Consider the following 24,474-nt stretch of genomic DNA (forward strand, 5'->3'; position numbering starts at 1 on the left):
TGCCTGAAATACCGGTTTTTCTGAATCACGATAGGAACTTAGCTTAGCTGTCGATAAGCTCTGGTTCCTAAGCCCCAAAAGGAATAGCACGAGCCCAACGGCTAGTCCAGCCATCAAGCCCCCGCCAACGCTGCCGAGACCTGGCATGCCAAAGGCAAAAACGGTCGTGGTCGGAATCATCAGCACCAACCCGAGGAGCGTCATCGACCACCCCAACACTGGCTGAGCTTTTTTGGCCAACGTTTTTGTGACGTCAACATCGCTATGGGCCTCTCCGGCGCTGACCGAACCACCCCGGCCACTTCGCTTATGACGCGAGACAAAGAGCCAGAGACCAACAAGGAACGCGATCGCAAGCAATATCCTCATGGTAGTACCCATCCTGCCCTTCCCTTTCTTTTTCTGTGTGTATCAGTTTTCCAGCGACAGCTGATAGTTTCGATCGGCACAGCTGGCACACTGGCACGTCGAAGACCCTTGCTCCGTGTCGGTGTGCCGATAGTGTCAGTGCAAAACATTGATGGCGAACACAGCCCTGAGGAAAAAACCATCGGCAGGAAGAGAAGTCGGGAAAGCTTTCAGAAAAAGGCAGCAGCCCGGAAATGGACCGGACGCGAGGACTGTTTGCCCCCGCCGGAGAAGTGCGACCATCGAAAATCTGCACAAGATCTGCAACAAAGAGCTCGAAGGCTCACGGGCCTGCGGTGGGCAGTAGCGTGGCGGCGACAAATGCGCTGACCAACAATACGCTGTAGGCACCCAGTTCCGACATCAGCGACCCACACTGGGCCAGTGCGGATGTTGGTCATCTACCACGAAAGCGTGCGCATGAAGCACACGATGGCCGTTGTCGACAGCACCCTGGGTGTGCGCGTGGCCGGCCGGCAAATCCGGGTGTTCGTGCTCGATGACCTCGGGATCCTGAGATGGCCAAACCATCGTGGTGACCCAGACGGCTACTGCGCCCGCACAGCCCAGCACCACGAACGTCGCTGTCATCCCAAAGCGAGTACCGAGCCAGCCGGCTAAGGGATAGAACAACAACCAGCAGGCGTGAGAAAGCGCGAACTGTGCAGCAAACAACGCAGGGCGATCCTCTGGATGAGAGGACCGCCGCAACAAGCGCCCAGAGGGTGTCTGAGCAGTGGAGTACCCCAGACCGAGCACGAACCACAAGACCATCAGCGAAGCATGTCCCACCACCAAGGTGCCCACGAACATGCCCGCGACCATTACCCCGATGCCGCCGAGCATCACACTGCGATCAGTCAGTTTCTCCAACAGGCGTGGCAGGACCAGTGCCGCCACCATGGAGCCAGCGCCGAAACTGGCCAACGCCAAGGCCACCGCGCTCTGGGTCAGGCCCAACCCGGCCTGAACGATGACCACCGTGTTGACAAAAACCATGGAGCCTGCCGCAGCCACGGCCGCATTGACGGCAAGCAGTCCGCGCAACCGGGGCGTGGCCAGGTAGATTCGCAGCCCGCGCGTGGTTCGGTCGTAGATACCACGGCGCTGGGGCGCTGGATGCGCCGGCAGGACCACCGATACCACCAGCGCTGCCGAGGCCAAGAACCCCACCACCGTACCGGCAAACAGATCGTGAAAGCTGATCACCGTGAGCAAAGCGGCCGCCAGCATCGGACTGACCAGGCTCTCCATGTCGTATGCAAGGCGTGAGAGCGACAAGGCCTTGGTGTAGTCCTTCTCTTGTGGCAACACGTCGGGGATAGTGGCCTGGAAGGTGGGCGTGAAGGCAGCCGACGCTGCCTGCAATACAAAGATCAGCACGTACACCTCCCAGATCTGGGAGACAAACGGCAGCACCAGGGCCACACCGGCCCGCACCAGATCCAGCGTGACCAGCATGGTGCGTCTGGGCAAGCGCTCGGCAAAGGCCGCTGCGACCGGCGCCACACCAACGTACGCAATCATCTTGATGGCCAGCGCCGTGCCCAGCACCATGCCCGCGTCGTCGCCGGCCAGATCAAAGGCCAGCAGTCCTAGCGCTACTGTCGCCAACCCGGTTCCGATCAAGGCAATCACCTGAGCGGCGAACAAATGGCGGTAGGTGCGATGGGCAAGAATGTCAAGCATGTCGTGTCTCGGGATTGAAGCGCTCGGGCACATTGGGAGCCCGAGGCTCAGAGATAGCGTGTGATTTCCCTGAATTCGTCTAGCGAGTGACGCTGGCCGACGCCCAGAGGGCCCACAAGGTCTTCGAGGCAGTGATCCAGATGGTCCTGGATCAGTGCCTTTTTGGCTTGCTGAATCGCTTTCTCCACCGCCTGCAGCTGCTGCGCGACATCCAGGCAGGTACGTCCCTGCGCCAGCATTTCTATGGTGCTGCTCAGGTGCCCGCTGGCTCGGTGAAGGCGTTTGATGATGGCTGGATGGGAGGCATGTGTGTGCGGTTGTGTCATGGTTGATCGTATCCCCTGGGGGAGGTTACTATAATCCCCCTGTCGACATTAAACGCAACAACTCCTCATGACCCAGCAACTTTCCTACGCCTTGCGCCCTCACCGGGCAGCGCTGGGCATGGGGTGGCTGGTTCTGGTGGTGATCATGTTCGGGACAATCATCTCTCCGATCGGGGGCACGAGTTCCCATGGCCTTGCAGCCTTTCTGGCAGCTCTCCACGTCACTCCGACGTCCTTGGACACATCCCACGAACATGCGCATGAGGATGAAGGCATTGGATTGGTAACTCAGAGTGCAGGTGCCGACCACCCCCACCACCACGGGGCGGATCACTCGCACGACAACGCCCACGCCGTGCCCGTTGCGTGGAGTTCTGTAGCACCGCAGCTTCCCGGCTGGTTCGGGCTCGTGCGGCCGTGGATTGAAATGGTTCAGGCGTCCCGGCTGGAACGCCCGCCCATGGGCTGAGGCGCTTCTCGCCCTCTCCCTCGCACTGCTTCACTGCTGCATTGCTTGCAGCAGCGCTTCCCATTGTTTCCAACCATCGGAGTCTTCTTCATGCACAGCCATGTTCTGGGCAGGCTGCCACGTTCGCCATGGGCGATCTGGCAATCCCGCCTCTTGCTACTTTCAGCCTTCTTCATCTGCCTTTTCCTGGGCAGCACAGAAGCCTTTGCCCACGCCGTCACCGAGGGCGACAAGGGCTACATCCAAGAGATCTCGGGCGTCAATGTGCTGCCCTTCATGTATCTGGGCGCCAAACACATGATGACGGGCTACGACCACATCCTGTTCTTGTTCGGCGTGATCTTCTTCCTTTACCGGATTAAGCACATCGGCATCTACGTGAGCCTGTTTGCGTTGGGTCACTCCACCACCATGATCCTGGGCGTTTACTTCAACGTCGGGATCAACAGTTACCTGATCGACGCGATCATCGGTATGTCCGTCGTCTACAAGGCCTTGGACAACATCGGCGCCTTCCAACGCTGGCTGGGGTTCCAGCCCAACACCAAGGTCGCAACCCTGGTGTTTGGCCTGTTCCACGGCTTTGGTCTGGCAACCAAGATCATTGAGTACGAGATCTCGCCCGACGGCCTGGTGCCCAACCTGCTGGCCTTCAACGTGGGCGTGGAAATCGGACAACTGTTGGCCCTGGCCGTCATCCTGATCGGCATGAGCTACTGGCGCCGCACCCCCAGCTTTTTGCGCCACGCCTACACCGCCAACGTCGCCATGATGAGCGCCGGCTTCATTTTGGTGGGCATGCAGCTCACCGGCTACTTCACATCCTGAACACCCAACAAGGAATATTCCACATGTACAACAGTGATACCCCAACACGTGCCGAACTGCCCACTTCCAAGCAGCTTGTGCGCTCCACCGTCCTGGCCGCCATTTCGGCGCTGGTGCTCCTGGTTGCCATCGTGCTTCCAGCCGAATACGGCATCGATCCCACCGGCATCGGCCGGGTCCTGCGCATGACCGAAATGGGCGACATCAAGCAGCAGCTGGCCGCAGAGGCCGCTGCCGATGCCGCCGCGCCGGCAGCGCCGTCGCCAGCAGCGGGAACAACGCTTGGCATGGCCGCGGCCAATGCGGCCGAACCCCCAGCAAAAGCTGCCGAGGCTGCTGCCCCGAAGGCGCCTGCTCAGCCGGCTGCGCCCAAGATCGAATGGCGCGACGAGATGCCTGTGACCCTGAGGCCGGGAGAGGGGACGGAAATCAAGCTGAAGATGGTCCAAGGCGCCAAGGCGCAGTATTCGTGGGTCGTCGAGGGCGGCGAGGTCAACTTCGACACCCACGGTGACGCACCGGGCCAATCGATCAGCTACGAAAAAGGCCGGGGGGTTGCTTCAGATGAAGGCGTGCTGGAAGCCGCATTCACCGGCAATCACGGCTGGTACTGGCGCAACCGGGGCAAGTCCAACGTGAAGGTCATCCTGCGCACGCGCGGCGACTACACCGACATCAAACAAATGAAGTGAAAGAAGGGCACTGCGGCCGCAAGCCATTCGTGTCGGAGTTCTTCTCTCGCAAATTCTGCCGACTCACTGATACTTTCGTCCGGCACAGCCGGCACACTGGCACGGCAAATCTTCGTGCTCAGTGTCGGTGTGCTGGTAGTGTCAGTACGAAACACCGGCTGGCGAACACGCCACACCAGAAAATTCATTGTCAGGGGGAGAAGTGGGGGAAGTTTCCGAGGGAAAGCAGCAGCCCGGAAATAGACCGGACACGAGGACTGTTTGTCCTCGGAAACAAAGAAGCCAACCGCATGGGTTGGCGTCTTTGCAAGGTAAACCTTGGTGGCCTGGGGCGGAATCGAACCACCGACACAAGGATTTTCAATCCTCTGCTCTACCGACTGAGCTACCGGGCCTGAGCACAAGAGTATATATCACCGGAAGGGCTGTTTTGCCCCCGTGCAGCGCCAAAATTCACAGGCTGCGCTTGCCGCGCGTCAGGTCCACGCCGAGCTGCTTGAGCTTGCGGTAAAGGTGGGTTCGCTCCAAACCGGTTTTTTCAGCCACGCGGGTCATGGAGCCGCCTTCCTTGGCCAGGTGGAATTCGAAGTACGCTTTTTCAAACTCGTCGCGAGCGTCGCGCAACGGCTTTTCGAGCATGAAGCTCTGGGTTGACTGAAGGCCCCTGTCGGCGGTGGCCACCAGGACACTGCCGGCCATGATGACTTCAGGCACGAAGTCGACCATGGGCAAAGTCGTCTTCAAGGAACTGGCGGGCGGCCGGGCAATCGTTCGGGCAAGGCCCTGCTCAACGGCCTTGAGCAGCTTTTGCAGCGTGATGGGCTTTTCCAGAAAGGCCATGGCGCCGATTTTGGTGGCTTCGACCGCCGTGTCAATCGTGGCATGGCCGCTCATCATGATGACGGGCATGGTCAGCAGGCCGGTGGACGACCATTCCTTGAGCAAGGTCACGCCATCGGTATCGGGCATCCAGATATCGAGCAGCACCAGGTCGGGCCGCGCCAGTGCGCGGGCAGCGCGGGCCTGGGCGGCATTTTCAGCCAGATCGACCTGGTGCCCCTCATCATTGAGAATTTCTGAAAGAAGGTCGCGTATGCCCAGCTCGTCATCGACCACCAGAATATTTGCCATGATTGAATTGCTGCCTGCCTGTTGTTGACGTGTTTGCTGCCGACTTGTGAAGGTTTTTACGCCCGGATTGTTCCGGACGCTGTCAAGTCGCAACGCCAAATGATAACGACACTTGTGCGCCCTGCACGATGCCGTCCACCACACGGTTTGAAATATCAATCCGCGCGCCATGTTCGTCGGCGATTTTCTTGACCACCGCCAGCCCCAAGCCGGTGCCCTTGACCTTGGTGGTGACGTAGGGTTCGAAGGCGCGCTTGAGGATGTGCTCCGGAAAACCTGCCCCATTGTCTCGTACCGTCAGGCGCACCCGGCGCGAGCTGTCGGAATAATCGGTCTTGAGCGTGACACGGGCGTTTTCACGGCCTTCCTGCGCATCCTGCGCGTTTTGCAGCAGGTTGTGAATGACCTGGCGCAGCAGCTGGGCATCGCCCCGGATGGGCGGCGCGTTGGGGTCGAGTTCGGCCACCACGGGCGCCACCGGCCCTGCGACATCGCTGTGGTAGAGCTGCAGCACGTCGCCGACCAGCGCATTGAGGTCTACCGCCACCAGTTCGGCGGCGGGCAGGCGCGCATAGTCGCGAAATTCGTTGACCAGCCGCTTCATGGCGTCCACTTGGTCAACGATGGTCTTGACCGACTTGGTCAGCAGCGCCTGCTCGACCGGCGCGAGTTTTCCATTGAGTTTCATTTCCAGGCGCTCGGCCGACAGCTGGATGGGCGTGAGCGGATTTTTGATCTCGTGCGCCAGGCGGCGCGCCACCTCGCCCCAGGCCTGCGCGCGCTGGGCCGACACCATGTCGGAAATATCGTCGAACACCAGCAAGAATTCCTCGGTGCCAGGCATCTTGGCACCGCGCGCAATCAGCGTGATGGCGTTGTCGCTGGCGCCGTGTCCGGCACCATGCAGTTCAAACGACTGCTGCCAGTGCGCCAGCGTCTGGGCCGCATTGCTGAGGTAGTCGGCAAACTGCGCCAGGACGTCCTTGGCGAATAGCTCCAGTCCCGGAACCTGCCCGAGCGGCTGGCCATGGTAGTCATGCAGGGGAGCGCGCAGGATTCGGGTGGCGCCCGGATTGCTGGACTGGATGCGACCTTGCACATCGAGCACGATGACGCCGGCGGTGAGGTTGTCCAGGATGGTCTGCAGGTTGGCGCGCGACGCATCCACCTGGCTCATGCTGTGCTGCACCGCCGACCGCGCGTCGGCGAGTTGCTGCGTCATGTCGGCAAACGAGCGCGTCAACCCGCCCAGCTCGTCCTTGCCCTTGAGCGCGGCCTTGGGCGTCAGGTCGCCCTGGGCCACCTGCCGGACGCCTTCGGCGAGCAGCAGCAGGGGCTTGGCCAGCTGGTTGCCCAGAATGACGGCCAGCAGCACCGCGCTAAACACCGCGAGGAACAGGCTGAGCGTCAGCGTGCCGATGTACATTTTCTGCAGGCCGCCGCGCGCCAGCGCCCGCTCCTGGTACTGGCGGTTGGCTTCCTGCACGGCGATGGCATTGGCCACCAGGCTGGCGGGCAGCACGCTAGTGACCTGCAGGAAACGCGATTGCCCGAGTACGCTCAGGTTCGGATTGTTGACCACGGCAATCGCCTTGACACGGGGCGCCGTGGTGACGCCGGGCGCCGGCGGGCCGGTGCTGCCGCCCAGCTCGCCATTGCCGCCAGGCACGACTTCATCCAGCCCCTCAATCTGGGTGGTGACCTGCTGACTGCGCGCGCTGCGCAGTTGCTGCACCGAAGGCCGTTCGGGCTGGATCAGGAAGCGCGATTCGCCTGCGTTGGCGATGAGCTGGCCCGAAGCGCCCCAGAGCACCACGTCGCTGGCGCCGAGCTGGTCACGCAGGCGCTCCAGCGCCAGGCCGACCGTCGCATCCGGCGTTTCGGCCAGCTGCGTGGCGGCCTGGCGCGTCTTGTTTCCGGTGTCTGCAGCCAAAGTGTCGAGCGTTGCCCGACCCAGGTTCAGGCCGGCCGCGAGCGCGGACTCCACCTCGACATCGAACCAGCTTTCAATCGAGCGCGAAACGAATTGATAGGACACCACATAGATCATCAGGCCCGGCATCAGGCCAACCAGCGCAAAAATGGCGGCCAGCTTGACCAGCAGGCGGCTGCCAAAACGTCCCTGGCGCACACGCAACACCAGGCGCAGGGTGATCCACGCGACCACCCCGAGCAGCAGGACGGCGACGGCGACATTCAGGCCGAACAGCAATGCGTAATTGCGCTCGTACAGTTCACGGTTGTCGGTTGCCTGGGTCAGCAGATACAGCAGGACCAGGCCCAGCGCCACAACCACGCCGGCACCCACGCCGACGGTCCAGCGAAACGCAGGGCTGCTTTTCAGCGCGATCAGCTTGACGGCGCGGCTCATTTACCGCCCTCGGCAGCAGGCGGCGCTGGCATCAAGCGCAGCCGGTCCCTGAACTGGGCAGAAATGGTCCAGTCGCGCTGCCCGGCGACACCGATCTGGAAAGGACGCGGCAATTGCGACAAATCCAGCCAGAAATTGAGGTTGAGCGTGTAAGCCTCACCCGGGTCAACCTCGGAAGCGTCGGCAATTTTCCAGTGGGCCACGCGCTGGATCGCCGAGAGCGCTTCGGGCAGGGTCTCGTAGTTTTGGCTCAGCGTGGCGCGCAGGCCAGACGATGTGGTGATCAGGCCGGAGACGATGTTCACGCGCCAGCGGCCGGTCAGAGGCTGGTAGGCCAGGCGCAAGGTGCGCGCCGCGCTGGCCACGCGCTGATCGGTCCAGTACCAGCGGTCGCGGTAAACATCGGCCTCCACGACGAAATAAATCGCAATGCCCTTGAGCAGCGCGTCTTCGACCACGGGCGGAACGTCAAACCGCACCACCGCCGAGAGGTAGACCCCTTCTTCGGTGCGCTCGGTGCGCAACTGGGTGATCTCGGTCGGCGCTGCCGCGCTGGTCGCTGGCGCCCACAGCAGGCACAGGCCGGCGGCCAGCAGGAAACGCGCAATCGCTTCAAGCGCTGCGCTTTTCAAGGACTGCGTAGTAAAAACCATCGTGTTCACGCATCAAATTGTCAGGGAATACGGCATCTTTGCTACTACCCTGCGGCAACAAATGCCCGGGCGAAGGCATCAGCGCCGCATCTGCGTGGTGCGCAACAAACGTTTGCGCCTGCTGCTCGCCTTCGGCCCTGAAAACCGAGCAGGTGCAATACACCAGCCGGCCGCCGGGTTTGAGCAGCGGCCAGAGCGTGGCCAGCAACCTAGCCTGGATGGCCGCCAGCTGGGCAATATCGGTCGGCCGGCGCAGCCAGCGCACGTCGGGATGGCGGCGCACGATGCCCGATGCCGTGCACGGCGCGTCGAGCAAAATGCCGTCATACGGCCGGCCATCCCACCAGTCGTCGGGCCGGCTGGCGTCGCCCACCACAATGTGCGCCTGCAGGCCCAGGCGCGCCAGGTTCTGCGCGATGCGCTCGCAGCGCCGGGCGTCGATGTCCAGCGCGGTCACGTCGCAGTCGGCCAGTTCCAGCAGGTGCGCCGTCTTGCCGCCGGGCGCGGCGCAGGCGTCGAGGATGTTCAAGCGCCCGTCGCCAGCAGCCGTCAGCCCGTCCAGCAGCAAGGGTGCGGCCAGCTGGGCAGCAGCATCCTGCACCGAAAAATGCCCTTCGGCAAAACCCGGCAGCGACATGACTGGCCGCGCCTCGGTCAGGACCACGCCATGCTCGCCGATGGGAAATGCTCCTATATCCATAACTAACAACGCTTGCACATACTGCGCAGAGGTCATTTTTCGTTCATTAATCCGCAAAATCAGCGGCGCGCGGCTGTTGTTGGCGCGCAGGATGTCCTGCCACTGCGTCGGATGGTCTTTTTTGACCCGGTCGATCCACCACTGCGGATGGTTCCAGACCGCTTGCGGGCTTTTCACGGCCAGCGCCATCAAGGCATCCCGCTCGCGCAGAAAGCGGCGCAGGCAGCCGTTGATAAAGCTGGCCTGGTGCAGCGTGGCGTCGCTGCGCTTGGCCGCTTCCACCGCTTGGTCGACCAGCGTGTGCGCGGTGTAGGGCGCCGCTTCTTCAGCGCAGGCCAATGCCAGCGCCACGCATAGCAGGGCGTCAGCTTCGGGCGGCGGCGGGCGCTTGGCGAGTTGCTGGCGCAGCGCTTCGGCCCGGCCCAGCCAACGCAGCGCGTGAAAGGCCAGCGCCTGCACGCCAGGGCGCAACTGCGAATCGACGTCTTCCAGCGCCGGCGTCATCGACTGGCCGTCGCGCACGGCCAGTAGCACGGAAGCGGCGCCTTGAAGCTGGCGCCATAACGGGACTTGGGCGGACGGGGATGGATTCGGTTGATGTGGCATCGGTTCGGTATGGTCAGGGCCGGCCTGTACCAGCCGGCGTGAATCCGCCCGGACAGCAGGCGGCAGTTTCGCCCTATTAGACCAGCCTCGGCCACGGACGGGCCAAAGCCATGGTTGCTGACGCCCGCGTGGCCGCCAAAATGCGGCCTCTGGCTAGAACAGGGCGTCGGGCCGCGTCACGGCCTCGTCGCGCCAGTCGGGCAGAACCGGCATCGGCCGGCCGTAAATCCGGCGGATGCGCTCGGCCAGTGGCGGATGGCCTTCAAACCAGCGCGTCTGGTTGGCGGCGCTGACCAGCAGCATGTGGTGCACCGCCGGGTGCAGATGGTGCGCCATGCCGCCCGGCCGCCGCCCTGCCCTGGCCCTTTCGCCCGCCACCTTGCGCAGCACGCCGCCCAGGCCTTCCTTGCTGCGGGTAAATTGCACGGCGCGCGCATCGGCCAGAAATTCGCGCTGCCGCGAGACCGCCGCCTTCAGGGCGCGCCCCGCCAGCCAGCCCAGCGAGCCGGTGGTCATGATCGCAAAACCCGGCAAGGCCAAAAAGGAACGGTCGCCGTTTTCATCGGATTCGCACATGTGCCGGCCCAGGCTGAACACCATCTCCAGCCCGTACACCATGCCCGCCAGCCGCATGTTCAGCCGGGTGTCGCCTTCGCGGAGATGGCTGAACTCGTGCGCCAGCAGGCCCTGCAGTTCGTCGCGGCTCAGGCGGTCAAGCGCGCCCTGCGTCACCGCCACAATGGCGTCCTCCTCGTCCCAGCCGGCGGCAAAGGCGTTGATGCTGTCCTCGCGCGGCAGCACCATCACTTGCGGCGGCCGCATGCTGGCGGCAATCGCCAGCTCATGAACGATGTTACACAGGCGCTGCTCGGCTTCGCGGCTGGCCGGCCAGGCTTCGCGGGCGCCCGCCTGGCGCGCCAGCGCCTGGTCAGCGCCTTCCAGCACCGAGGTTTCCAGCCACCAGCCGCCCAGCACGAACAGCAGCGTCATGCCGGTATTGACACTGAAAAAATACGCCGGATAGCCAGTCCAGCCGGGCGAGACCAGCCGCCAGGTCAGCGCCAGCGCGCCATTGACGGCCAGCACCAGCACCACCACGGCCAGGCCAAACAACAGCAGCAGCCGCAGGGTTTGCGCCCTGGCCTTTTCCTGAGCCTCAAAAAACCGCATGGCCGCCCGTCACATCTGGATGCGAACCGCCTGGCGCTCTGCAGCGTTTTCGGTGGCCTGCAGCATCACGGAGGGCACGAAACCGAAAGCGCGGGCCACCAGCAGCGCCGGAAACTGGCCTTGCGCATTGTTGTAGTCGAGCACAGCGTCGTTGTAGGCCTGGCGCGCAAAGCCGACCTTGTTTTCGGTGCTGGTAAGTTCCTCGCTGAGTTCGCGAATGGTCTGGTCAGCCTTCAGTTCGGGATAGGCCTCGGCCAGCGCAAACAAGCGGCCCAGGCTGCTGTCCAGCGTCTGTTCGGCCGCCGCCAGCGCGATGACGGCATCGGCCTTGCCGGGACGGCTGCGCACGGCATCGCTGGCGCTACGGGCTTGATTGCGTGCGGAAATGACGGCTTCCAGCGTGGCTTGCTCGTGCTGCAGGTATTTTTTGGCGGCCTCCACCAGGTTGGGAATCAGGTCGTAACGGCGCTTGAGCTGGACATCGATCTGGCCAAACGCATTGGCGATGATGTTTTTCAGCCGCACCAGCCGGTTGTAGGCGCCTACCGCCCAGAACACGAGCATGGCTAGCAGGGTAAGGGAAACAATTGTTTGCAATGACATGGGCAAATTCCTTGGGAAGCGGGGCAGTTTCGCACTGAAATCAGTCTTTTCTCTGACAACGAGGGAAACCGAGCGCAAGGTTAACGGCAATCCTGCCTACTCAAAACTTTCACAGTCTTTTTGCTATTTTATTCATAGCTACAAACGCACATGGATACTGCGCAAAGTGCTTATTTCATCAATAAGCAGCCGTTTTTCGGCCAAAAAAAGCCCCGCGCTTTTTCAAGTGCGGGGCCGGGCGCCTGTCAAGGCGCTGTGCGTTCGCAGAAGTTACTCGGCGGCGGCGTTTTCGTCGCTGGTTTCAGCCTGCGAGGCTTCCAGTTCAGCGGCTTCGGATTCGGCGATGGCGCGGCGCTCGGAGTCGTCCATCAAGTCCTTGGCCTTGCGCGCCTCGTGGTAGGCCATGCCGGTGCCGGCAGGAATCAGGCGGCCGACGATCACGTTTTCCTTCAGGCCGCGCAACTCGTCGCGCTTGCCCATGATAGCCGCCTCGGTGAGCACGCGGGTGGTTTCCTGGAAGGAAGCCGCCGAGATGAACGAATCGGTCGACAGCGATGCCTTGGTGATACCCAGCAACAAGTTGCTGAACGTCGCCGGGATCTTGCCATCGGCGCGCAGGGCGTCGTTGACGTCCAGTAGCGCCGAACGCTCGACCTGCTCGCCGGCGATGTAGGTCGTGTCGCCGACGTTTTCCACCACCACGCGGCGCAGCATCTGGCGAACAATCACTTCGATGTGCTTGTCGTTGATCTTCACGCCCTGCAGGCGGTACACGTCCTGCACTTCATCGACGATGTACCTGGCCAGCTCGGCCACGCCCAGCAGGCGCAGGATGTCTTGCGGATCGGCCGGGCCATCGACAATCGACTCGCCCTTGTTCACGACCTGGCCTTCATGCACCAGGATGTTCTTTTCCTTCGGAACCAGGTCTTCCCAGACCTTGCCTTCAGGATCGGTGATCTGCAGGCGGACCTTGCCCTTGGTTTCCTTGCCGAACGACACGGTGCCGGTCATTTCGGCCAGCGTGCCCTTGTCCTTCGGCGTACGGGCTTCGAACAACTCGGCGACACGCGGCAGACCGCCGGTGATGTCGCGGGTCTTCTGGCCTTCGATCGGGATGCGGGCCAGCACTTCGCCGGGTCCCACGTCCTGACCGTCGCGAACCTGGACCAGCGCGCCGATCTGGAAGCCGATCGTCACCGAATGGTCGGTGCCAGGGATTTTCACCTCGTTGCCGGTTGCATCGATCAGCTTGACGCCAGGGCGAATGACCTTGGTCGCGCCGCGACGCTTCGGATCGATCACCACCAGCGTCGAAAGGCCGGTCACATCATCGACCTGCTTGGCCACCGTCACGCCTTCTTCCACATTCTCGAACTGCACCTTGCCGGCGAATTCGGTGATGATGGGGCGGGTCAGCGGATCCCAGTTGGCCAGGATCGCGCCAGCCTTGATGGTCTGGTCGATCTTGACGGTCAGCGTCGCGCCGTAAGGCACCTTGTGGCGCTCGCGCTCGCGGCCATGTTCGTCATGGATGATGATCTCGCCGGAGCGCGCAATCACCACCAGGTCGCCCTTGCCGTTGGTCACATAGCGCATCGGGCCGTTAAAACCGATCACGCCGTTGGACTTGGCTTCAACGCTCGAAGCAATGGCTGCGCGCGATGCCGCACCGCCGATGTGGAAGGTCCGCATCGTCAGCTGGGTGCCGGGCTCGCCGATCGACTGGGCGGCGATGATGCCGACCGCTTCGCCGATGTTGATCAGGCCGCCACGGCCCAGGTCGCGGCCGTAGCAGCTGGCGCACAGGCCGAAACGGGTTTCGCAGGTCAGCGCGGTGCGGACCTTGACTTCGTCAACGCCAGCGGCTTCGAGCCCGTCAATGATGTCCTCGTCCAGCATGACGCCGGCCTTGGTCAGCACCGAGCGGTTCTCGGGGTGCAGCACGTCCTCGACGATGGTGCGGCCCAGAACGCGGTCGCGCAGCGATTCGATGACCTCGCCGCCTTCGACGATGGCGCGCATGACAGAGCCGTCGAGCGTGCCGCAGTCGTGTTCGGTCACGACCAAGTCCTGCACCACGTCGCACAAACGGCGCGTCAGGTAGCCCGAGTTGGCGGTTTTCAGCGCCGTGTCGGCCAGGCCCTTGCGCGCGCCGTGGGTGGAGATGAAGTACTCCAGCACGTTCAGGCCTTCGCGGAAGTTCGCGGTGATCGGCGTCTCGATGATCGAGCCGTCAGGCTTGGCCATCAAACCGCGCATGCCGGCGACCTGGCGAATCTGCGCGGCGGAACCGCGAGCGCCGGAGTCGGCCATCATGTAGATCGAGTTGAACGAATCCTGCTCGACCAGATTGCCGTGACGGTCAATGACCTTTTCCTTGGACAGCTGGGCCATCATGGCCTTGGACACGTCGTCGCCCGACTTGCCCCAGATGTCGACCACCTTGTTGTAGCGCTCGCCGGCCGTCACCAGACCCGAGGTGTACTGCTGCTCGATCTCTTTGACTTCCTTTTGGGCGTGCGCAATGATCGCGGTCTTTTCCTTGGGCACCAGCATGTCTTCGATGCAGATCGAAATGCCGGCCTTGGTTGCCAGGCGGAAACCCGACTGCAGCAGCTTGTCGGCAAACACCACGGTCTCTTTCAGGCCGCACTTGCGGAAAGACACGTTGATGAGCTTGGAGATTTCCTTTTTCTTCAACGCCTTGTTGATGTTGGAAAAAGGCAGTCCCTTGGGCAGGATTTCGGACAGCAGTGCACGGCCGCCGGTGGTTTCCCACAGCTTGGTCGAGGGCACGAACTCGTTGGTTTCCTTGTCCTTGCTCCACTCGGTCAGGCGCACGCTGATGCGGGCGTTCAGGTCGAGTTCGCCCGCGTCAAAGGCACGGCGAACTTCGCCAGTGTCCGAAAAGACCAAACCTTCGCCCTTGCCGTTGGTGCGGTCGCGGGTCGTGTAGTACAGACCCAGCACCACGTCCTGCGAAGGAACGATGGACGGCTCGCCGTTGGCCGGGAACAGGATGTTGTTCGAAGCCAGCATCAGCGTGCGGGCCTCCATCTGCGCCTCGACCGACAGCGGCACGTGAACGGCCATCTGGTCACCGTCAAAGTCGGCGTTGAACGCCGAGCAAACCAGCGGGTGCAGCTGGATCGCCTTGCCTTCGATCAGGATCGGCTCGAACGCCTGAATGCCCAGGCGGTGCAGCGTAGGCGCACGGTTGAGCATCACGGGATGCTCCTTGATGACCTCTTCCAGGATGTCCCAGACCACCGGCGTGCCGGTTTCGACTTCCTTCTTGGCGGCCTTGATGGTGGTGGCGATGCCACGCACTTCGAGCTGCGCAAAGATGAAGGGCTTGAACAGCTCCAGCGCCATCAGCTTGGGCAAGCCGCACTGGTGTAGCTTGAGCGTCGGGCCCACGGTAATGACGGAACGACCTGAGTAGTCGACGCGCTTGCCCAGCAAATTTTGGCGGAAACGGCCTGACTTGCCCTTGATCATGTCGGCGAGTGACTTCAGTGCGCGCTTGTTGGCGCCCGTCATGGCCTTGCCACGGCGGCCGTTGTCGAGCAACGAGTCCACGGCTTCCTGCAGCATGCGCTTTTCGTTGCGCGCGATGATTTCAGGCGCTTTCAATTCCAGCAAACGGCGCAGGCGGCTGTTGCGGTTGATGACACGGCGGTACAGATCGTTCAAATCCGACGTTGCGAAACGGCCGCCGTCCAGCGGCACCAAAGGACGCAGGTCCGGCGGCAGCACCGGCAGCACGTCGAGCACCATCCACTCGGGCTTGATGCCGGATTTCTTGAATCCTTCCATCAGCTTCAAGCGCTTGGCGTTCTTCTTGATCTTGATCTCGGAGCCGGTCAGGTCGTTGCGCAGCTTGTCGATTTCAACATCGAGGTCCAGCCCTTCGAGCAGGTCCTTGATGCCTTCGGCGCCCATCTTGGCGGTGTATTCGTCGCCGTATTCCTTGCGCTTGGCGTCGAAATCATCTTCCGACATGATGCTGAATTTCTTCAGCGGGGTCATGCCGGGGTCCGTCACCACATACGCTTCAAAGTACAGCACGCGTTCGATGTCGCGCAATGTCATGTCGAGCACCAGGCCCAGACGCGACGGCAGCGACTTCAAAAACCAGATGTGCGCGCACGGAGCGGCCAGGTCGATGTGACCCATGCGTTCGCGGCGAACCTTGGTCTGCGTGACTTCAACGCCGCACTTCTCGCAGATAACACCGCGGTGCTTGAGGCGCTTGTACTTGCCGCACAGGCATTCGTAGTCCTTGATGGGGCCAAAAATCTTCGCGCAAAAGAGACCGTCGCGCTCTGGCTTGAAGGTGCGGTAGTTGATGGTTTCGGGTTTTTTGACTTCGCCGAAAGACCATGAACGAATTTTCTCAGGCGAGGCCATGCCGATTTTGATGGCATCGAAATGCTCATCGGGCGTGAACTGCTTGAACAGGTCTAGTAATGATTTCATGTGTAAATCCTTTTCTTGTCCGCTGTTTAGCTGCGTTCGAGTTCCATGTCGATACCGAGCGAGCGAATTTCCTTCACCAGCACGTTGAACGACTCCGGCATGCCGGCGGTGATCGCATGCTCGCCCTTGACGATGCTTTCGTACACCTTGGTCCGGCCGACCACGTCATCGGACTTGACCGTGAGCATTTCCTGCAGCACGTAGGCGGCGCCATAGGCTTCCAGCGCCCACACTTCCATCTCGCCGAAACGCTGGCCACCGAACTGAGCCTTGCCGCCCAAAGGCTGCTGCGTGACCAGGCTGTAAGGGCCGGTCGAGCGGGCATGCATCTTGTCGTCCACCAAGTGGTGAAGCTTCAGGAAGTGCATGTAGCCGACCGTCGTCGTGCGCTCGAAAGCGTCGCCGGTGCGGCCGTCATACAACTGGGCTTGCGTGCGTGTCGGCGTCAGGCCCTTGGCCTTGGCAATCGCATCAGGATAGGCCAACTGCAACATGGTCATGATGTCCTCTTCCGAGGCGCCGTCGAACACCGGCGTGGCAAAAGGCACGCCAGTAGTCAGGTTCTGAGCCATCTCGACAACCTGCTCGTCCGACAGCGAAGCCAGGTCTTCCGTGCGGCCCGACTTGTTGTACAGCGTGTCCATAAACTGGCGCAACTCGGCCACCTTGGCCTCGGCCTGCAGCATGTCGCCAATCCGATGACCCAGGCCCTTGGCCGCCCAACCCAGATGGACTTCGAGCACCTGGCCGACGTTCATGCGCGATGGCACGCCCAGCGGGTTCAGCACGATGTCGCACGGCGTACCGTCGGCCATGTGCGGCATGTCCTCGACCGGAACTATTTTTGACACCACACCCTTGTTGCCGTGGCGGCCGGCCATCTTGTCGCCAGGCTGCAAGCGGCGCTTGACGGCCAGGTAAACCTTGACCATCTTGAGCACGCCCGATGGCAACTCGTCGCCCTGCGTCAGCTTCTTGCGCTTTTCCTCGAACGACAAATCGAAACTATGGCGCGTCTGCTCCATCGAGTTCTTGATGCTTTCCAGCTGCGAAGCAACTTCGTCATCGGCCGGGCGGATGTCAAACCAGTGGTATTTTTCGACGTCGGTCAGGTAGGCCTTGTCGAGCTTCGTGCCCTTAGCGAGCTTTTTTGGACCGCCATTGGCGATCTTGCCGATCAGCAGCTTTTCAATACGGTCGAACGCATCAGCTTCCACGATGCGCAGCTGGTCATTCAGGTCCAGGCGGTAGCGCTTGAGTTCGTCGTCGATGATCTGCTGGGCACGCTTGTCGCGGGTGATACCTTCGCGGGTGAAGACCTGCACATCGATCACGGTGCCCGACGAACCCTGGCTGACACGCAGCGAGGTGTCTTTCACATCGCTGGCTTTTTCGCCGAAGATGGCGCGCAGCAGCTTTTCTTCCGGCGTCAGCGTGGTCTCGCCTTTTGGCGTGACCTTGCCGACCAGCGTGTCGCCCGGCTGGACTTCGGCACCGACATAAATAATGCCGGATTCGTCAAGGCGGTTGAGCTGCTGCTCCGAAAGATTCGGGATGTCGCGGGTGATTTCCTCGGAGCCCAGCTTGGTGTCACGCGCCATCACGACGAGTTCTTCGATATGAATCGAGGTGTAGCGGTCTTCGGCCACCACGCGCTCGGAAATCAGGATCGAATCCTCGAAGTTATAGCCGTTCCACGGCATGAAGCCGATCAGCATGTTCTGGCCAATGGCGATTTCGCCCAGGTCGGTCGATGCGCCATCAGCCACTACGTCACCCTTGGCCAGCATGTCACCCATCTTGACGATGGGGCGCTGGTGGATGTTGGTGTTCTGGTTGGAACGTTGGTACTTGATCAGGTTGTAGATGTCCACGCCGATTTCACCGGCGAGGGCTTCCGCATCATTGACGCGCACCACGATGCGGGTCGCATCGACATAGTCCACGATGCCGCCACGGGTGGCGGTCACGACCGTGCCCGAGTCCACTGCCGCCACACGCTCGATGCCAGTGCCGACCAGCGGCTTTTCCGGACGCAGCACGGGCACGGCCTGACGCGACATGTTGGCACCCATCAGCGCGCGGTTCGCATCGTCGTGTTCCAGGAACGGAACCAGCGAAGCGGCGACCGACACGATCTGCGCCGGCGACACGTCCATGTACTGGACGCGCTCGGCGCCGACCAGAATGGACTCGCCTTTTTCACGGGCGGATACCAGGTCGCCGGTCAGGCGGCCTTCCTTGTCCAGCGCGGCATTGGCCTGGGCAATCACGTACTTGCCTTCTTCGATGGCTGACAGGTAATCGATGTCCATCGTCACCTTGCTGTCAGCGACCCGGCGATACGGCGTTTCAATGAAACCGTAGTCGTTGAGACGGGCATACAGCGCCAGCGAGTTGATCAGGCCAATGTTTGGACCTTCCGGCGTTTCAATCGGGCAGACGCGACCGTAATGGGTCACATGCACGTCGCGAACTTCAAAGCCGGCGCGTTCGCGGGTCAGACCACCGGGGCCAAGGGCCGAAACACGGCGCTTGTGGGTGATTTCGGCCAGCGGATTGGTCTGGTCCATGAACTGCGACAGCTGCGACGCACCGAAGAATTCCTTCAGAGCAGCCGAAATCGGCTTGCTGTTGATCAGGTCATGCGGCATGAGCGGTTCTTGCTCGGCCTGGCCCAGACGTTCCTTGACGGCTTTTTCAATCCGTGCCAGACCGGTGCGGTACTGGTTTTCAGCGAGTTCGCCGACACAGCGCACACGGCGGTTGCCAAGGTGGTCAATGTCATCGACTTCGCCGTTGCCGTTGCGCAGGTCCACCAGGATCTTGACGACCGCGAGGATGTCCTCGTTGGTCATGACCATCGGGCCGGTGGATTCGTCGCGGCCCACGCGGGCGTTGAACTTCATGCGGCCCACGCGCGACAAATCGTACGTGTCCGGGTTGTAGAACAGACGCTGGAACAGGGCCTGAACCGCATCTTCGGTGGGCGGCTCGCCGGGGCGCATCATGCGGTAGATGGCCACGCGCGCGGCAAACTCGTCGGCCGTTTCGTCGGCGCGCAGGGTTTGCGAAATGTACGCGCCCTGGTCGAGTTCATTGGTGTAGAGCACCTGGACATCTTGGATGCCGGCGACGCGCAGCTTTTTCAGCAACGCCTCGGTCAGCTCATCATTGGCCTTGGCAATGATCTCGCCGGTATCGGTGTCGATGATGTTCTTGGCGACCACACGGCCGATCAGGAAATCTTCCGGCACGCTGATGCTGGTGGTGCCGCTTTGCTCCAGTTCGCGGGTATGCCGAACCGTGATGCGCTTGTCCTTGGCGACGACGACCTTGCCGGTCTTGTCGGTCAGGTCGAACCGGGCGACTTCACCGCGCATGCGCTCGGCCACAAATTCCATTTGCGCGCCACTGTCCATCAGGCGGAAATTGTCAAACACAAAGAAGTTCGCCAGGATCGATTCGTGGTTCAGGCCGATGGCCTTCAGCAGGATCGTGACCGGCATCTTGCGGCGACGGTCCACGCGGAAGTACAGGATGTCTTTCGGGTCAAACTCGAAGTCGAGCCAGGAGCCGCGGTAAGGGATGATGCGGGCCGAAAACAGCAACTTGCCCGAACTGTGGGTTTTGCCTTTGTCGTGTTCAAAGAACACGCCTGGCGAACGGTGCAGCTGCGACACGATGACGCGCTCGGTGCCGTTGATGACAAAGGAGCCTTTGTCGGTCATGAGCGGCACTTCGCCCATGTAGACTTCCTGCTCCTTGACTTCCTTGACGACCTTGGACTGCGATGTCGATGACTCGCGGTCATAGATGATGAGCTGCACCTTGGCGCGCACGGCCGAGGCAAAGGTCAGGCCACGGGTCTGGCATTCGCGTACATCGAAGGCCGGTTTGGCCAGGTTGTACTCGATGAATTTCATCTCGACAAAACCGTTGTGCGAGACAATGGGAAAAGCGTTTTGAAAGGCGGCCTGGAGGCCTTCAACCATGCGTTTTTGGGGCGCGCGGTCGGCTTGCAGGAATGCGATGTACGCATCTTTCTGCATTTGCAGCAAGTAGGGAACCGTCAACACGCTTTCGCGGTTTCCGAAGCTTTTACGGATGCGTTTGCGTTCGGTGAAGCTGTAACTAGAAGTTAGGGCCATGAGTTCTCCGTCATGATGGGCTCTGGGACTCTCGAACCCGAATACACCACGTATTCAGGCAACTTGGTGGTTGGCCACTACCAACCATGGCGGACGGTGATGCATTGCACAGCACCCGAACCAAGGCGTTTCTGCAGTCGGGGATTCAGAAAACACTGGAAAAAAGACTTTTAGTCCTTTTTCCAGTATTTTTTTTATCCAGCGCAAAAGACACTTGTCTTTTGAGGAGTTGAAGGAGCTTCAGGCCGGTGTGCCTGGCTGAGCCTTAAACGGGAAAGGCTGGAAGCCCGTGGAGGTCTTCCAGCCTTTGCGAACCGAAAGAATTACTTGAGTTCGACTTTCGCGCCGGCATCTTCCAGCTTTTTCTTGGCTGCTTCTGCGTCGGCTTTGTTAGCGCCTTCCTTGACGTTCTTCGGAGCGCCGTCCACCAAGTCCTTGGCTTCTTTCAAGCCCAGGCCGGTCAGTTCGCGCACGGCCTTGATGACCTGTACTTTTTGCGCGCCAGCTTCGAGCAGAACGACGTTGAATTCGGTCTTCTCTTCAGCAACAGCAGCACCTGCGCCGCCACCGCCAGCTGCGGGAGCTGCCATGGAAGCTGCGCTCACGCCAAACTTCTCTTCGATGGCTTTCACCAGGTCGTTGAGTTCGAGGACCGTCATGCTGTCCAGCACGGTCAAAAATGCGTCTTTATCGAATGCCATTTTGAATTCCTAAAAAAATTTCTTTAACAGTTCGGGACAAAGCTTGGCGCCTGAGCGCCGAACCTGTCCCGCAAAGGTCTGCTGTTTACGCCGCTGCGGCTTCGGTGACTTCTGCGGCAGGCTCTGCGGCCTCGGCCGCTTCTTCTGCACCAGCGCCACGTTGCGCGGACAGCGCTGCAAGCACAGCAGCGGTACGCGAAATAGGCGACATCAGCAAGCCACACAACTGGGCCAGCAACACTTCCTTGGAAGGGATGTTGGCCAGTTGCTTGACGCCCTCGATATCCAGGGTTTTCCCAGCAAATGCACCTGCGCGAATCACCAGCTTGTCGTTGGTTTTTGCGAAGTCAGCCACTACTTTTGCAGCAGCGACAGCATCAATGGAAAAGCCGTAGATCAGCGGACCGGTCATCTGGTCGGACAAGACTTCGAATGCGCTACCTGCCACGGCACGGCGAGCCAACGTGTTCTTCAGAACACTCAGGGTCACGCCTTTTTCGCGGGCTTGGCTGCGCAGCTTGGTCATGTCAGCGACCGTGATGCCACGGTATTCCGCCATCACGAGCGTTTGAGCTTTAGCGGCGAGGCCTGTCACTTCATCAATGACGGCTTGTTTCTCACTGCGATTGAGACTCAAGGTCTACTCCTTAAAATGTGTTGTCGGGCTTAAGCTTGCGCAGCCACCCTTCGACACGCTCATGTTCAGCGACCAACTGTTTTCAGATTTCTTTCAAAACCATTCAAGCAGCGGGACCGCCATCTGCGTTGGCTGTCTTGCGATTAAGTACCAGCCTGAAAGATTAATTCAGGCTGGCGCACCAACGGTCTTGGATGACCTGCCGGAGAGAACCCCGGCAGCCCACCACTCTGAGCGGCGCTTGCGCACCGTTCAAATTTTGCGATCAGGCAGCGATGGTTTGCGTGTCGACGCGAACGCCCACACCCATCGTTGACGAAACAGCGACTTTCTTCAGGTACACACCCTTGCTGGTAGCAGGCTTGGCCTTGATTAGCGCGTCGATCAATGCAGCCAGATTGCCTTGCAGCTTTTCGGTGTCGAACGAACGACGGCCGATGGTGCCGTGCACGATGCCAGCCTTGTCAACGCGAAACTGGACCTGGCCGGCTTTTGCGTTGCGCACAGCGGTTGCGACGTCAGGCGTCACGGTGCCAACCTTGGGATTGGGCATCAGGCCGCGTGGGCCAAGGATCTGGCCCAGCGTACCGACGATGCGCATGGCATCGGGGGAAGCAATCACCACGTCGAAGTCCATCTTGCCGGCCTTGATGTCGGCAGCCAGATCATCCATGCCAACAATATCGGCACCGGCGGCCCTGGCTTCTTCAGCCTTGGCACCTTGTGCAAACACGGCAACGCGCTTGGTTTTGCCGGTGCCATTGGGCAACACGACAGCGCCGCGAACGACCTGGTCGGATTTCTTGGCATCGATACCAAGTTGCACGGCCACATCGATGGACTCATCGAATTTGGCGACGGCGAACTCTTTCACGAGGCCAAGTGCATCAGGCAGTGCGTACAGCTTGTTGCTGTCAACCTTGTCGCCGATGGTTTTTTGACGCTTGGTCAGCTTGCTCATACAACACCTTCCACCGTCACACCCATGGAACGGGCGGAACCGGCAATAGTACGGACGGCTGCGTCCAGATCGGCAGCAGTCAAATCTTTCATCTTGGCCTTGGCGATTTCTTCCAGCTGCGCGCGGGTGATCTTGCCAACCTTGGCGGAATGCGGCGTGGCCGATCCCTTGTCAAGCTTGATGGCCTTCTTGATCAAGGTGATCGCCGGCGGCGTCTTGATGATGAAGGTAAAGCTCTTGTCCGCGTAAGCGGTGATCACCACGGGCAGTGGCAAGCCTGGCTCAACACCCTGGGTCTGGGCATTGAATGCCTTGCAGAATTCCATGATGTTCAGACCACGTTGACCCAAAGCGGGTCCGATCGGTGGTGATGGATTGGCCTTGCCAGCTGGTACTTGCAGCTTGACGAAGCCGACGATTTTTTTCGCCATACTTTTCTCCTTGCGGGTCATAACGCCTGAGAACTGTCAAACAACAGCTCTCAAGCTTCCCGGGGGTTACACAACTCAAAATGAATTCCTGGGAATCCTTCGCGCCGAGTTGCAAGGCGCAAAATTTTATCTGATCAGCCCAAAATATTTTTCAGGCTTTTTTCAAAAGAAAGAGAGATCAGGTCTTTTCAATCTGACTGAACTCAAGCTCGACTGGCGTTGCGCGTCCGAAAATCGTGACTGACACGCGGACCTTGTTCTTTTCGTAGTTGACCTCTTCCACGGTTCCGTTGAAATCTGTGAATGGGCCGTCCTTGACACGAACATATTCACCCGTTTCAAACTCGACCTTGTGGCGCGGCTTGTCGGTGCCGACCTGCATCTGGTTGACGATCTTTTGTACCTCTTCTTCGGAGATAGGCGCAGGACGATTTTTTGCACCGCCGACAAAGCCCGTGACCTTGTTAGTGTGCTTCACCAGATGCCAAGTTTCGTCATCCATGACCATTTCGACCAGAACATAACCAGGGAAGAAACGGCGCTCGGTCGTCTTCTTCTGGCCGTTCTTGATCTCCACCACTTCTTCGGTAGGCACCAGGAAACGCCCAAACTTGGATTGCATGCCCGCACGGTTGATGCGCTCGACAATGTTGCGCTCCGCCGCTTTTTCCATACCGGAGTACGCATGGACAACGTACCATTGCATGCCAGGCGCTAATGCATGGGATGCATCAGTCACAACATCCCTGGATGTTGTATCGTTCAGATCGCTCATTATCTTTTCCATCCCAGGATCAGGTCGTAAAACACCCATTCGAGTGTCTTGTCCGTCAGCCACAAAAACAATGCCATCACTACCACGAAGCCGAACACATAGGCTGTCATCTGGACGGCCTCCCTGCGCTCAGGCCAGACGACTTTTTTAACTTCGCGGACCGAGTCGCGGCCAAAAGCCAGAAACTGCCTGCCAAGTTCCGATGATGCAAAAACAAGGACTGCCGCAACCAAGCCCGCAAGCAAAATACCCCACTGCGCGACCTGGCCTTGCTTGGTCAACAAATAAAAACCGACAAGGGCGACCAGCACCAGCACCACAGCCAAACCGAGCTTGGCTTTGTCCGCATTGGTACTGACGGTTTCAACTTGAGTAGAGGCCATGGCTGCCGAATTTCCTGTTCAATCTTCGTGCGCCCTTGCAGACGCTTAAGCCCACCTGAAGCTTTCAACTCCTGGCGGGCTTGCTTGTTATCTTTTCACACCATCTTCGACGTTGACCACCTCAACGATCGAGTGGCAGGGGCAGAAGGAATCGAACCATCAACCTTCGGTTTTGGAGACCGACGCTCTGCCAATTGAGCTATACCCCTGCATCAAACCTTCAATTCATTACGCGAGGATCTTGGCCACAACGCCAGCGCCCACGGTACGGCCGCCTTCGCGGATGGCGAAGCGCAGGCCTTCT

General features: G+C 60.5%; 20 protein-coding genes, 2 tRNA genes and 1 pseudogene. 3 read left to right on the forward strand and 20 right to left on the reverse strand.

Going from position 1 to position 24,474, the window contains the following annotated elements; all coding sequences use genetic code 11:
* The 3 genes from ACP7AD_RS17250 to ACP7AD_RS17260 form a co-directional block, all read right to left on the reverse strand.
* Positions 1-369: hypothetical protein (locus ACP7AD_RS17250; RefSeq protein ID WP_426166353.1), on the reverse strand; the 369-nt coding region annotated here is incomplete at its 3' end.
* A gap of 402 nt (positions 370-771) precedes the next feature.
* Positions 772-2,097 carry an MFS transporter gene (locus tag ACP7AD_RS17255; RefSeq protein WP_426149004.1) on the reverse strand — a complete coding sequence of 442 codons (1,326 nt, stop codon included), beginning with the start codon at positions 2,095-2,097 and terminating at the stop codon, positions 772-774.
* Between the two features lie 47 nt (positions 2,098-2,144).
* Positions 2,145-2,423: a metal-sensing transcriptional repressor gene (locus tag ACP7AD_RS17260; RefSeq protein ID WP_426149003.1), complete on the reverse strand. Its 279-nt coding sequence runs from the start codon at positions 2,421-2,423 to the stop codon at positions 2,145-2,147.
* Between the two features lie 67 nt (positions 2,424-2,490).
* Between ACP7AD_RS17260 and ACP7AD_RS17265 the strand changes: the two genes are divergently transcribed.
* The 3 genes from ACP7AD_RS17265 to ACP7AD_RS17275 all read left to right on the forward strand — a co-directional run bounded on the left by ACP7AD_RS17265 (position 2,491) and on the right by ACP7AD_RS17275 (position 4,412).
* Positions 2,491-2,892 (forward strand): hypothetical protein, encoded by a 402-nt coding sequence (locus tag ACP7AD_RS17265; protein WP_426149002.1) that lies wholly within the window; start codon positions 2,491-2,493, stop codon positions 2,890-2,892.
* Positions 2,893-2,982: 90 nt separating this feature from the next.
* Entirely contained in the window at positions 2,983-3,720 is a 738-nt protein-coding gene (locus ACP7AD_RS17270) for a HupE/UreJ family protein (RefSeq protein WP_426149001.1), read from the forward strand.
* A 23-nt stretch (positions 3,721-3,743) separates the two neighbouring features.
* Entirely contained in the window at positions 3,744-4,412 is a 669-nt protein-coding gene (locus ACP7AD_RS17275; RefSeq protein WP_426149000.1) for a transmembrane anchor protein, read from the forward strand.
* A 319-nt stretch (positions 4,413-4,731) separates the two neighbouring features.
* Here the strand turns inward: ACP7AD_RS17275 and ACP7AD_RS17280 are convergent.
* From ACP7AD_RS17280 to ACP7AD_RS17360, 17 genes and pseudogenes are all read right to left on the reverse strand, one after another.
* A tRNA-Phe gene (locus tag ACP7AD_RS17280) sits at positions 4,732-4,807 on the reverse strand.
* A 58-nt stretch (positions 4,808-4,865) separates the two neighbouring features.
* On the reverse strand, positions 4,866-5,543 hold the full coding sequence (locus ACP7AD_RS17285) for a response regulator (RefSeq protein ID WP_426148999.1): 678 nt from the start codon (positions 5,541-5,543) through the stop codon (positions 4,866-4,868).
* 82 nt (positions 5,544-5,625) lie between these two features.
* Positions 5,626-7,914 carry an ATP-binding protein gene (locus tag ACP7AD_RS17290; protein ID WP_426148998.1) on the reverse strand — a complete coding sequence of 763 codons (2,289 nt, stop codon included), beginning with the start codon at positions 7,912-7,914 and terminating at the stop codon, positions 5,626-5,628.
* On the reverse strand, positions 7,911-8,567 hold the full coding sequence (locus tag ACP7AD_RS17295) for a DUF4390 domain-containing protein (protein WP_426148997.1): 657 nt from the start codon (positions 8,565-8,567) through the stop codon (positions 7,911-7,913). Before ACP7AD_RS17295 ends, ACP7AD_RS17290 begins: the two co-directional genes overlap by 4 nt.
* The gene (gene rsmB, locus ACP7AD_RS17300) at positions 8,527-9,873 is read right to left on the reverse strand and encodes a 16S rRNA (cytosine(967)-C(5))-methyltransferase RsmB (RefSeq protein WP_426148996.1); all 1,347 of its coding nucleotides are present in this window, start codon (positions 9,871-9,873) and stop codon (positions 8,527-8,529) included. The genes ACP7AD_RS17295 and rsmB overlap by 41 nt, the downstream gene beginning before the upstream one ends.
* 153 nt (positions 9,874-10,026) lie before the next feature.
* Positions 10,027-11,043: a M48 family metalloprotease gene (locus tag ACP7AD_RS17305; RefSeq protein ID WP_426148995.1), complete on the reverse strand. Its 1,017-nt coding sequence runs from the start codon at positions 11,041-11,043 to the stop codon at positions 10,027-10,029.
* 9 nt (positions 11,044-11,052) lie between these two features.
* Entirely contained in the window at positions 11,053-11,646 is a 594-nt protein-coding gene (locus ACP7AD_RS17310; protein WP_426148994.1) for a LemA family protein, read from the reverse strand.
* Positions 11,647-11,916: 270 nt separating this feature from the next.
* Positions 11,917-16,131: a DNA-directed RNA polymerase subunit beta' gene (gene rpoC / locus ACP7AD_RS17315; protein ID WP_426148993.1), complete on the reverse strand. Its 4,215-nt coding sequence runs from the start codon at positions 16,129-16,131 to the stop codon at positions 11,917-11,919.
* A 26-nt stretch (positions 16,132-16,157) separates the two neighbouring features.
* Positions 16,158-20,282: a DNA-directed RNA polymerase subunit beta gene (rpoB, locus tag ACP7AD_RS17320; protein WP_426148992.1), complete on the reverse strand. Its 4,125-nt coding sequence runs from the start codon at positions 20,280-20,282 to the stop codon at positions 16,158-16,160.
* A gap of 323 nt (positions 20,283-20,605) precedes the next feature.
* The gene (rplL, locus tag ACP7AD_RS17325) at positions 20,606-20,983 is read right to left on the reverse strand and encodes a 50S ribosomal protein L7/L12 (RefSeq protein WP_011803004.1); all 378 of its coding nucleotides are present in this window, start codon (positions 20,981-20,983) and stop codon (positions 20,606-20,608) included.
* Between the two features lie 85 nt (positions 20,984-21,068).
* Positions 21,069-21,620: a 50S ribosomal protein L10 gene (gene rplJ, locus ACP7AD_RS17330; protein WP_426148991.1), complete on the reverse strand. Its 552-nt coding sequence runs from the start codon at positions 21,618-21,620 to the stop codon at positions 21,069-21,071.
* A 265-nt stretch (positions 21,621-21,885) separates the two neighbouring features.
* Positions 21,886-22,581, reverse strand: a complete 696-nt coding sequence (gene rplA, locus ACP7AD_RS17335; RefSeq protein ID WP_426148990.1) for a 50S ribosomal protein L1 — start codon at positions 22,579-22,581, stop codon at positions 21,886-21,888.
* Positions 22,578-23,012 (reverse strand): 50S ribosomal protein L11, encoded by a 435-nt coding sequence (gene rplK / locus ACP7AD_RS17340; protein ID WP_011803007.1) that lies wholly within the window; start codon positions 23,010-23,012, stop codon positions 22,578-22,580. Before rplK ends, rplA begins: the two co-directional genes overlap by 4 nt.
* 178 nt (positions 23,013-23,190) lie before the next feature.
* Positions 23,191-23,787: a transcription termination/antitermination protein NusG gene (gene nusG / locus ACP7AD_RS17345; RefSeq protein WP_426148989.1), complete on the reverse strand. Its 597-nt coding sequence runs from the start codon at positions 23,785-23,787 to the stop codon at positions 23,191-23,193.
* Positions 23,787-24,170: a preprotein translocase subunit SecE gene (gene secE, locus ACP7AD_RS17350; protein WP_426148988.1), complete on the reverse strand. Its 384-nt coding sequence runs from the start codon at positions 24,168-24,170 to the stop codon at positions 23,787-23,789. The genes nusG and secE overlap by 1 nt, the downstream gene beginning before the upstream one ends.
* 133 nt (positions 24,171-24,303) lie before the next feature.
* Positions 24,304-24,379: transfer RNA gene (locus tag ACP7AD_RS17355), tRNA-Trp, on the reverse strand.
* A 19-nt stretch (positions 24,380-24,398) separates the two neighbouring features.
* A pseudogene (locus ACP7AD_RS17360) lies at positions 24,399-24,474 on the reverse strand (elongation factor Tu); the annotation flags it as partial.

It is taken from the genome of Polaromonas sp. DSP2-3-2b2, from assembly GCF_049895905.1.
Lineage (GTDB): Bacteria > Pseudomonadota > Gammaproteobacteria > Burkholderiales > Burkholderiaceae_C > Polaromonas.